The organism is Intrasporangium chromatireducens Q5-1 (assembly GCF_000576575.1).
In the GTDB taxonomy this organism is placed as follows: Bacteria; Actinomycetota; Actinomycetes; order Actinomycetales; family Dermatophilaceae; genus Intrasporangium_A; species Intrasporangium_A chromatireducens.
In genome coordinates, this window is the sequence record NZ_AWQS01000146.1 from 1 (window position 1) to 9519 (window position 9519).

Sequence of the window (9519 nt, forward strand, 5' to 3'; positions counted from 1 at the left end):
AAATGACCCACGGATGAGTCAGAAGGGCCGTTCTTCTACGCGCTGGGCACGGCGATCGGCGGCATCAGCGGGCCGTTCCTGTTCGGGCAGTTCATCCAGTCCGGCAGCGTCGCCAAGATCGCGGTCGCCTTCGTCATCGGCGCCGCGGTCATGGCCGCCGGCGGCGTCGTCGAGATCTTCTTCGGCGTCAAGGCGGAGCAGGCCAGCCTCGAGGACATCGCCCTGCCGCTCATGGCGCAGGACGCGCAGGAGCAGCGCCGCACCCAGGGCGCGGGCGAAGCGCCGCAGCCTCGCCGCGCGCAGGAGGCAGCGCCGGAAGCGACCGAGCGGGAGGAGACTCGCCCGGAGGAGACCGAGGCAGACCGTGCCCGTCGCGAGCGAGAGCAGCGCATCGCGGCCCGCGAGGAGCGACTGCGGCAGGAGCGCGCCCGAGGGGTCCGCCGCTACCGTCCCGGTCCGAGCGGCACCATGCTCGGCCCGGGCATGCAGCCGCCGGCCACCGTGCTCGACGACGAGATCGAGGCCATCGCCCGCGTCCTGCAGGAGCACGGCCCCCTGACCCGGGAGGGCCTGTCCCGCCTCCTCGGCGCCCAGGACTGGGGTCCCGGCCGCTTCGGCAGCGCGCTGCGCCAAGCGGTCGCCGAGGGACGTGCCGTACGGCTCGCGCACAACCGCTACGGCGCCCCCGGGACCGGATCCGGATCCTGACCGACCCGCGAGCCGGCAGGGCAGCAATGAGCGTGAGCGGCGTCGGAGCGTCAGCCGGCTTGGAGCGTGAAGGAGCTCGCGTGACCGGGCTCAGCGGCATACGCGTCTGGAAAATCGGTGGAGCACGCGGTCCGCGCGTCGGCACACTCGTCGGGGCACACCACGACGAAGGGGGAACCATGACCGCGCAGGCGCATGAGGCGTCCGACATCAACGAGCTCACGCTCGAGGGGTACACGATCCGGCCGCTGCAGCAGGACGACGCACGAGCGGTGTTCGAGCTGATGGCCGAGTGCGAGCTCGAGTCCACGGGCGAGGTCGCGATCGAGGAGGCCGACATCGTCGCCGACTGGCAACGGCCCAGTTTCGACCTCGCGACCCAGAGCATCGGGGTCTTCGAGGGAGAGCGGCTCGTCGGCTATGCCGAGGTGGCCGGCGGACGCCGCGCCGACGCTGCCGTCGCCCCTGACCGTCGAGGTCGCGGCATCGGGTCCGAGCTGGCTCGGTGGACCCAGCGGATCAGCCGACGGGACGGCAACGGCCTGGTCGGCATGCCGGCACCGGATGGCTCCCCCGGCGAGCGGCTGATGCGCGACCTCGGCTACGAGGTGGCCTGGACGTCGTGGGTGCTCGAGCTGCCGGAGGGAGCCCAGATCGAGCCCCAGCCGATCCCCGAGGGTTACACGATCCGCGTGGGCGACAGCGACGCCGATCGGCACGCGGCGCACGAGGTCGTCGAGGACGCGTTCCTCGAGTGGTCCGAGCGCGAACGCGAGACCTGGGAGGACTTCGAGGCCGGGGTGCTGCGGCGCCCCGGGTTCGAGCCCTGGAACCTGCGCCTCATGGTCGACCCCGAGGGGGTCGTCGTCGGTGTCGCGCTCGTCCTGCTCGCCGGGGACGACGGCTACGTCGACAAGCTCGCGGTGCGCCGGGACCGGCGCGGCCTCGGGCTGGCCCGGGCCCTGCTCGTCGACGCCTTCGCCGTCGCCCGGGAGCACGGCGCCACCCGTTCGGAGCTGTCGACCGACTCGCGCACCGGCGCCCTCGGGCTCTACGAGCGGGTCGGCATGCAGGTCAAGGCGGTCTGGCGGCACTGGGCCATCGACACCTCCGACCAGGCCTGATCGTCGCTGGTCGGCTCGCCCCGCCCCTTGCTGGTTTGAGGTATTCCGCCGTCACCCATGACCGCCGAACACCTCGAACCAGCCGTCGTCGCTCGGGTCCTCACGCCGTCGTCGTCAGTCGAGCACCGCGCCCTTGCTGGCGCTCTGCACCAGCTTGCGGTACTTCGCCAGGACGCCGCGGGTGTAGCGCGGCTCGGGGTGGGTCACGCCCTCGGCGCGGCGCCGCTCCAGCTCCTCCTCCTCGACGAGCAGGTCGAGCCGGCCGTTCGCGACGTCGAGCTGGATCCGGTCGCCATCCCGGACGAAGGCGATCGGCCCGTTGTCGACCGCCTCAGGCGCGATGTGGCCGACGCAGAGGCCCGTCGTGCCACCCGAGAAGCGCCCGTCCGTCAGCAGCAGGACGTCCTTGCCGAGGCCGGCGCCCTTGATCGCACCGGTGACCGCGAGCATCTCGCGCATGCCCGGGCCACCCTTGGGCCCTTCGTAGCGGATGACGACGACGTCGCCGGGCTTGAGGCTGTTGTCCTCGACCGCGTCCATGGCGGCCCGCTCGCCGTCGAAGACACGCGCGGTCCCCTCGAAGACGTCCTCGTCGAAGCCGGCCGACTTGACGACGGCGCCCTCGGGGGCGAGCGAGCCGGTGAGGATCGTCAGGCCACCGGTGCGGTGAATCGGCTCGGCCATCCCACGGATGACGCTGCCGTCGATGTGGGGCGGGTTCAGCTCCTCGAGGTTCTCGGCCATCGTCCGGCCCGTGACCGTCAGGGTGTCGCCGTGCAGCAGGCCCGCCTCGAGCAGGGTCTTCATCACGACCGGGATGCCGCCGATGTGGTCGATGTCCTTCATCACGAAGCGCCCGAACGGCTTGACGTCGGCCAAGTGCGGCACCTTCTTGCCGATCCGCTGGAAGTCGCCGATGGTGAGGTCGACCTGGGCCTCGTGGGCCATCGCGAGCAGGTGCAGCACCGCGTTCGTCGAGCCGCCGAAGGCCATGACGACGGCGATCGCGTTCTCGAACGCCTCCTTCGTCATGATCTGCCGGGCGGTGATCCCCTTGCGGAGCAGCCCCACAACGGCCTCACCGGACTGGCGGGCGTAGTGGTCCCGGCGCCGGTCGGTCGCCGGCGGCGCGGCCGAGCCGGGGATCGACATGCCGATCGCCTCGGCGACGGCGGCCATGGTGTTGGCGGTGTAGAACCCGCCGCAGGCGCCCTCGCCCGGACAGATTGCCCGCTCGATGGCGTCGACGTCCTCGCGGGACATGTGACCGGCCGCGCAGGCACCGACCGCCTCGAAGGCGTCGATGATCGTGACCTCCTTCTCGGTGCCGTCCGAGAGCTTCGCGACGCCGGGCAGGATCGTGCCGGCGTAGAGGAAGACCGACGCGAGGTCGAGGCGTGCGGCGGCCATCAGCATGCCGGGCAGGGACTTGTCGCACCCGGCGAGCAGCACTGAGCCGTCGAGCCGCTCGGCGTTCATCACCGTCTCGACCGAGTCGGCGATGATCTCGCGTGACACGAGGGAGAAGTGCATGCCCTCGTGGCCCATCGAGATGCCGTCGGACACGGAGATCGTGCCGAACTCCAAGGGGTAGCCGCCCGCTGCGTGCACGCCGTCCTTGACGGCCTTGGCCAGCCGGTCCAGCGAGAGGTTGCACGGCGTGATCTCGTTCCACGAGCTCGCGACACCGATCTGCGGCTTGGCGAAGTCCTCGTCGCCGAGCCCGACCGCCCGGAGCATCCCTCGCGCGGCGGCCTTTTCGAGGCCATCCGTGACGTCGCGGCTGCGGGGCTTGATGTCGGGGGTCTGAGTCATGGGAGCAGCATAGAACCGTGTCCGCAGCGTGGACACGGCATCTCAGGCCGTGAACGGGCTGGGGCGCACGACACCCGGGCGGGACCGCCGAGCGGCCCACCCCCTGGCGGCGCTCACTCCTCGCAGACGTGGAAGCGCTCGAGCTTGCAGCTGCCGAACTCGAGGTCGGGCCACTCCCCCGCGTAGCGCAGCACCGCAATCCCGCTGGTGACGAACCCGCCCGCGAGCGCCTCGTGTGCCTGGGCCGAGCCGTCCCCGTCGCTGAGCAGGGTGGTCGTCTCGGCCATGGTCGGGTTGTGCCCGACGACGAGGACCGTCGAGGAGTCGCCCGCGTCCTCGCGGATCGTCTCGAGCAGCGACTCGGCGCCGCCCTGGTAGACGGGGCGCCGGTACTCGACATACTCCGCCCGCGTGCCTCCGCGTCGCACCGCGTCCCAGGTCTGCCGGGTCCGGACGGCGGTCGAGCAGATGACGAGGTCGGGGACGAGCCCCTGCTCGCGCAGCCACGCCCCGGCCAGCTCACCCTGCCGGACGCCCCGCTTGGCGAGGACCCGGTCGTGGTCGGGCTTGCCGCTGCCCTCCTCCGCCTTGCCGTGGCGCATGAGAAGCAGCGTCTTGTCCTGTGCAGCGATGCCCATGGTCACGAGCATGCCGCGCCGGGCCCGGGTTGTCAGCCCGGGCGAGCGCGACACGGCCGGCCACCGGGGTCACGACCGTCACGACGTCCGTGACCCCGGTGGCCGCTCCGGGCCGACGGCTCGTCAGCCGCCGGAGACGGCGTTGATGATGTGGACCCGGGCGCCGGCCGGCACGGGCGTCGCCACCCCGGCACCGCGGGTCGCGTCCTCGCCGTTGACGAAGACCTTGACGTGCTGGCGGATCTGACCGCGCTCGTCGCGGACCTTGCCGTCGAGGATCCGATGGTCGACGAAGGCCCGGTCGAGCACGTCGGCGACGGTGACCGGCTCGGCCGGCACCCCGACCTCGATCTCCGGGACGCCCCCGACGAGGTCACGAAGCATCCCGGGCAGGATGACGCGGACGGGGGTGAGCGACATACCGAAGTCCTTTGCGGTCAGGGCAGCTGCGCGGCGCGGACGACGAGGACGTCGGGCAGCTGGGTGGCGATGCGGTTGAACGACTCCCCCTCGTCGACGGAGGCGAAGATGTCGCCGTTGCGGGTGCCGAAGTAGATCCCGACCGGGTCCTCACTGTCGAGAGACGCCGCGTCGCGCAGGACGCAGGTGTAGCTGTCGGCGGGCAGCCCCTTCGCCTGCATCCGCCACGACCGGCCGCCGTCGTCGGAGCGCTGGACCTGCAGCTGGGCTCCGGGCGGGATGCGCTCACCGTCGTCGGCGACCGGGATGTTCCACACCGTGCCGGGGCGGGTCGGGTGCGCGAGGATGGTGAAGCCGAAGTCGGTCGGCAGCCCGTCGGCGATCGACTCCCACGTCGTGCCGCCGTCGTCGGAACGGTAGACGCCCTTGTGGTTCTGGGCGAAGAGCGCCCCACCGGCTCCCCGCGCGACCTTGTGGACGCACTGGCCGTACTCGGGGTACTCGTTGTCGGGCATGAAGTAGGCCCGGATCCCCGGGTTGCTGGCGGCCCACGACGCGCCGGCGTCGGACGAGCGGTAGACGCCGCCGGCACTCATCGCGACGAGGAGGTTCTCGGGGTGGCCGGGCTCGGGCACGACGGTGTGGACGGCGCCCCCGCCGAAGCCGGGCTCCCAGTGCGCCCGGTGCGGGTGCTCCCACAGGCCGCGGACCAGATCGTAGTGCTCACCGCGGTCCGTGCTGCGGAAGAGGGCGTGCGGCTCGACGCCGGCCCAGACGACGTCGGAGTCGTTGGGGTCGGGCGTCAGCTGCCAGATCCGCTCGAGCGCCGTGTCGGTGTCGGACGGGAAGGCGACCGCGCGCTCAGCGCTCTCGGTCCACGTCCGGCCGCCATCCTCGCTGGCCTGGACCGTCGGTCCCCAGTGCCAGGACTTGACGCCGGCGAGCACCGACGAACGTCCGGCGCGGGTGTCGATGGCCACTGACGCGACCTCGCTCATGAGGAAGTGCGGGCCCTCGAGGTGCCAGCTCTCCCGGTCGTTGCTGCGGGCGATCCAGAGGCCCTTGCGCGTGCCGATGGCAACGATCGTCTCGGTCATGTGGACAGTGTCCACTATCGGGGCGCGGTCGACAAGAGGATTGAGAGGAGTGGTGTCGGGACGTCCGGACCGGTTTTCGGACGGCGCGTTGTCGAGCGGTCGGTCGGCGTCCCAGAGGACGCTCAGGAGACCACGTTGGCGAGCGGTCGCCCGTCGCGAAGAGCCTCGATCTGGTGGCGCACCAGCGCGATCGACCTCGGCCGCATCGCCCGGGTGGCACCACCGACGTGGGGCGTGATCAGGACGCCGGGAGTGGCCCAGAGCGGATGGTCCGCCGGGAGCGGCTCGGGGTCGGTGACGTCGAGCGCCGCCTGCAGCCGCCCGGTCTCGCACGCGGCCACGAGGGCGTCGGTGTCGACGATGCCGCCCCGGGCGACGTTGACGACGAGCGCTCCGTCCGGCATCCGGGCAAGCAGGTCGGCGTTGACCAGCCCGCGGGTGGTCGGCGTCAGCGGCACGATGATGATGAGCACGTCGGCCTGCCCGACGAGGTCGGGCAGCTCCTCGATGCCGTGGACCCAGTCGACGAGGTCGTCCCCGGGCCGGGGCCGCGACGCCACGGCGGTCAGCGAGACCTCGAACGGCCGCAGCCGGCTCGCGATCGCCCGGCCGATCTGGCCGTAGCCGAGCAGCACCACCCTGCTGTCGGCGAGAGAGCGCCGGTAGGACCAGTCCTGCCAGACGTGCTCGTCCTGGTGCCGGACGAATTCCGGGATCCCGCGCAGCGCGGCGATGGCGAGCCCGACGGCCAGCTCCGCGGTGCTCGCGTCGTGCACGCCAGCCGCGTTGCAGAGGGTCACACCGGCCGGCACCTGGGGCAGGACGTCCTCGTAGCCCGCGCTCTGGATCTGGACGACCTTCAGCGAGTCGGCGCCCTGCAGCCTCGCCGCGAGGTCCACGGGGTGCAGGTAGGGCCGCACGACGAGGTCGAGCTCGGCCACGCGCGGGTGGGGCTCACGCATGTCCCACACGAGCGTGTCGACACCGTCCAGGTCTGCCAGCTGAGCGGCATACTCCTCGTCGGGGACCGAGACGACCAGCGGCGCGTGACCTGACGACATGACGGCACGCTATCGGGGTGGGGGCCACTACGCTCGGCCGGGTGACCGACGCGCGCATCCTGTCCATCAACGTCGGCCCCGGCGTCCCTCGGCGCTACGCGAGCGGACCGACGACGGCGATCGACAAGCGCCCGGTGGAGATCGCCGACGTGCGCGATCCCGGACCGAAGACCGGCGGCCTCGGCAGCGGCCTGGTCGGCGACGAGATCGGCGACCAGCGCCACCACGGCGGCCGCAGCCAGGCGGTCTACGCGTACGCCCGCGAGGACCTCGACTGGTGGGCCGCCGAGCTCGGGCGGCGGCTGCCCGACGGGATGTTCGGCGAGAACCTCACGACGATCGGCGTCGACTGCACGACGGCGCGGGTCGGCGAGGTCTGGCGCGTCGGCTCGGCCGTGCTCCGCGTCGAGGTGCCGCGCATCCCGTGCGCGACGTTCGCCGGCCACATGGGGGTCCCTGGCTGGGTGAAGCGCTTCAGCGAGGTCGGGCGCACCGGTGCCTACCTGTCCGTCGTCGAGCCGGGACGCCTCCGGACGGGCGACGAGATCCACGTCGAGCGGCCCGCTCACGACATCACGTTGCTACTGAACTTCCGCGCCGCCATGGGCGACCGGGACGCCGCCGAGCGCGTCCTCGACTCGGGCGTGCTCGCCGACGAGGAGCAGGAGTGGCTCGCGCGCAAGGTGGGTCGCCCCCTCCGTCAGTGACAATGGGGTATGCCGCCCAGCCGAGTTCCGCACCACGGTCGCCCCACCGCAGTGGTTGCGGGGCGCCACGGTCGCCGCGCTGCCGCGCTGGGCACCGCCGCCCTGCTGACCGCCACGGCGGCCTGTTCGAGCCCACGTAGCGACGGCGGAGGGGTCGGGCCAGCGGGGGTGAGCGCGACGGCGACCACGGCTTCGTCCGCGCCGACCTCCCCGCGCGGCGCCGGCACCTCGACGTCCTCATCTGGCGTTACCACCTCGACGACCCCGTCAGCACCACCGGTTCCGCTCGACAAGGCCGCCTTCACCGTGCTCGGGGGCCTCGACATCCCATGGTCGATCGCGATGCTGCCGGATGGTTCGGCCCTCGTCAGTGAGCGGAACACGGGCGACATCCACTGGGTGCCGGCCCCCGGTCGCGCGGGGACCTCGCACGTCGTCGGCCACCTCGACATCCACCGGGTCCCGGGCGAGGGCGGGCTCCTCGGGCTCGCGGTGCCGCCGGACTTCGCCGCCGACCCCGTCTTCTACGCCTACTACACGTCCGACAACGAGAACCGCGTCGTCGCAGTGCCCTGGCGCGGCGACAGCATCGGCACCCCCCGGGCCATCCTCACCGGGATCCCGAACGGGACCTACCACAACGGGGGACGCATCGCGTTCGGTCCCGACGGCTACCTCTACGTCGGCACGGGCGAGTCGGGCGACCGGTCGCTCTCGCAGAACCTCAGCTCGCTTGGCGGCAAGATCCTGCGGATCACCAAGGACGGCAAGCCCGCTCCCGGGAACCCCTTCGGCGGGTCTCCGATCTGGACCTACGGACACCGCAACGTCCAGGGCCTGGCGTGGGACGGCCAGAAGCGGATGTGGGAGAGCGAGCTGGGCCAGGACACCTGGGACGAGCTGAACCGCATCCAGCCGGGCCGGAACTACGGCTGGCCCAAGGTCGAGGGTCAGGCCGGCAACCCCGACTTCGTCGACCCGCTCGCCGAGTGGCGGCCCGCCGAGATGTCGCCGAGCGGGATCACAATCGGCCCGGACGGTGCCGTCTACATCTGCGCCCTGCGGGGGCAGTCCGTGTGGCGGGTGCCCGTCAGCGCTGATGGCAGCGTCGGGACCCCGAGCCGCCACCTCCAGGGGACGTACGGCCGGATCCGCGACATCCACTTCGTCGAGGGCCGCGCCTGGATCCTGACGAGCAACGGCGGCAACGACCGGATCGTCTCCCTGCCGCCCTCCGACCTCGGGGTCGGCGGCTGACCGGCCCGTTCTGGGGTAACGGGTCCCTGACCGGAACGGATGCGGCGCCCTGCCGCGAAGGAGGCCCAGAATGACGCAGTACGACGAGATCATGCAGCACGTGCCGGTCGAGCAGCTCGCCCAGCGGTTCGGCGTCGACGAGAGCCAGGTCCGGCAGGCCACGCAGCAGGCGCTGCCGGCTCTCCTCGGTGGCCTCAAGGCCAACGCCGACGACCCGGCCGGGGCCAGCTCGATCATGAGCGCCTTGACGCAGCACGCAGGCGGCGTGCCGAGCAGCGTGGACCAGATCGACACGCAGGACGGCCAGCAGATCGTCGGCCACATCTTCGGGGGCAACACCGACGAGGTCGTGAACCGGCTCGGCAACACCCAGGGCGGCGGCACCGGCGACCTGGTCCAGAAGCTGCTCCCGGTCCTCGCCCCGATCGTCATGTCGTGGCTGGCCGGCCGGCTCGGTGGTGGCGGCGGGCTGGGAGGTGCCCTCGGCGGCACTCTCGGCGGCCAGCAGCAGGGCACCGGTCAGGCGGCCCCGGCCCCGGGCCAGGGCTCGGGCGGCCTGCAGGACGTCCTCGGCTCCATCCTCGGCGGCCACGGCGACTCCGGCTCAGGCGGCGGGCTGCTCGGCGGCGTGCTCGGCGGCCTCCTCGGCCAGGGCCGCCGCTGACGGTTGGTGGCCCCTCGTCGGTTGGTGG

The 9519-nt window shown here is 72.2% G+C and carries 10 protein-coding genes; 5 read left to right on the forward strand and 5 right to left on the reverse strand.

The genetic code is table 11. The features are described from left to right. The first annotated feature begins 150 nt into the window (after positions 1 to 150). Both N864_RS15150 and N864_RS15155 read left to right on the forward strand, forming a co-directional pair. The gene (locus tag N864_RS15150; RefSeq protein ID WP_051518642.1) at positions 151 to 708 is read left to right on the forward strand and encodes a hypothetical protein; all 558 of its coding nucleotides are present in this window, start codon (positions 151 to 153) and stop codon (positions 706 to 708) included. Between the two features lie 179 nt (positions 709 to 887). Further along, positions 888 to 1832, forward strand: a complete 945-nt coding sequence (locus N864_RS15155) for a GNAT family N-acetyltransferase (RefSeq protein WP_051518644.1) — start codon at positions 888 to 890, stop codon at positions 1830 to 1832. 114 nt (positions 1833 to 1946) lie between these two features. Here N864_RS15155 and ilvD read toward each other — a convergent pair whose 3' ends face one another. The 5 genes from ilvD to N864_RS15180 form a co-directional block, all read right to left on the reverse strand. After that, positions 1947 to 3647: a dihydroxy-acid dehydratase gene (gene ilvD, locus N864_RS15160; protein WP_034718559.1), complete on the reverse strand. Its 1701-nt coding sequence runs from the start codon at positions 3645 to 3647 to the stop codon at positions 1947 to 1949. Positions 3648 to 3760: 113 nt separating this feature from the next. Further along, positions 3761 to 4285, reverse strand: a complete 525-nt coding sequence (locus N864_RS15165) for a SixA phosphatase family protein (RefSeq protein WP_034718576.1) — start codon at positions 4283 to 4285, stop codon at positions 3761 to 3763. A 123-nt stretch (positions 4286 to 4408) separates the two neighbouring features. Further along, positions 4409 to 4705 carry a MoaD/ThiS family protein gene (locus tag N864_RS15170; protein ID WP_034718561.1) on the reverse strand — a complete coding sequence of 99 codons (297 nt, stop codon included), beginning with the start codon at positions 4703 to 4705 and terminating at the stop codon, positions 4409 to 4411. 17 nt (positions 4706 to 4722) lie between these two features. Beyond that, a complete protein-coding gene (locus N864_RS15175) occupies positions 4723 to 5802 on the reverse strand; it encodes a WD40/YVTN/BNR-like repeat-containing protein (RefSeq protein ID WP_034718563.1) in 1080 nt (359 codons plus the stop codon). Between the two features lie 122 nt (positions 5803 to 5924). Then, positions 5925 to 6863 carry a 2-hydroxyacid dehydrogenase gene (locus N864_RS15180; protein ID WP_034718565.1) on the reverse strand — a complete coding sequence of 313 codons (939 nt, stop codon included), beginning with the start codon at positions 6861 to 6863 and terminating at the stop codon, positions 5925 to 5927. Between the two features lie 41 nt (positions 6864 to 6904). Here N864_RS15180 and N864_RS15185 point away from each other — a divergent pair, with 41 nt between their 5' ends. The 3 genes from N864_RS15185 (at position 6905) to N864_RS26265 (ending at position 9491) form a co-directional block, all read left to right on the forward strand. Beyond that, a complete protein-coding gene (locus N864_RS15185) occupies positions 6905 to 7570 on the forward strand; it encodes an MOSC domain-containing protein (protein ID WP_034718567.1) in 666 nt (221 codons plus the stop codon). A gap of 168 nt (positions 7571 to 7738) precedes the next feature. Next, a complete protein-coding gene (locus tag N864_RS15190; protein WP_240474350.1) occupies positions 7739 to 8827 on the forward strand; it encodes a PQQ-dependent sugar dehydrogenase in 1089 nt (362 codons plus the stop codon). A gap of 70 nt (positions 8828 to 8897) precedes the next feature. Continuing rightward, a complete protein-coding gene (locus N864_RS26265; RefSeq protein ID WP_034718570.1) occupies positions 8898 to 9491 on the forward strand; it encodes a DUF937 domain-containing protein in 594 nt (197 codons plus the stop codon). Positions 9492 to 9519 lie beyond the last annotated feature (28 nt).

Coding starts and splice junctions, on each gene's coding strand:
- N864_RS15150 (WP_051518642.1), top strand. CDS start 151: ATGGCCGCCGGCGGCGTCGTCGAGATCTTCTTCGGCGTCAAGGCGGAG.
- N864_RS15155 (WP_051518644.1), top strand. CDS start 888: ATGACCGCGCAGGCGCATGAGGCGTCCGACATCAACGAGCTCACGCTC.
- ilvD (WP_034718559.1), bottom strand. CDS start 3,647: ATGACTCAGACCCCCGACATCAAGCCCCGCAGCCGCGACGTCACGGAT.
- N864_RS15165 (WP_034718576.1), bottom strand. CDS start 4,285: ATGGGCATCGCTGCACAGGACAAGACGCTGCTTCTCATGCGCCACGGC.
- N864_RS15170 (WP_034718561.1), bottom strand. CDS start 4,705: ATGTCGCTCACCCCCGTCCGCGTCATCCTGCCCGGGATGCTTCGTGAC.
- N864_RS15175 (WP_034718563.1), bottom strand. CDS start 5,802: ATGACCGAGACGATCGTTGCCATCGGCACGCGCAAGGGCCTCTGGATC.
- N864_RS15180 (WP_034718565.1), bottom strand. CDS start 6,863: ATGTCGTCAGGTCACGCGCCGCTGGTCGTCTCGGTCCCCGACGAGGAG.
- N864_RS26265 (WP_034718570.1), top strand. CDS start 8,898: ATGACGCAGTACGACGAGATCATGCAGCACGTGCCGGTCGAGCAGCTC.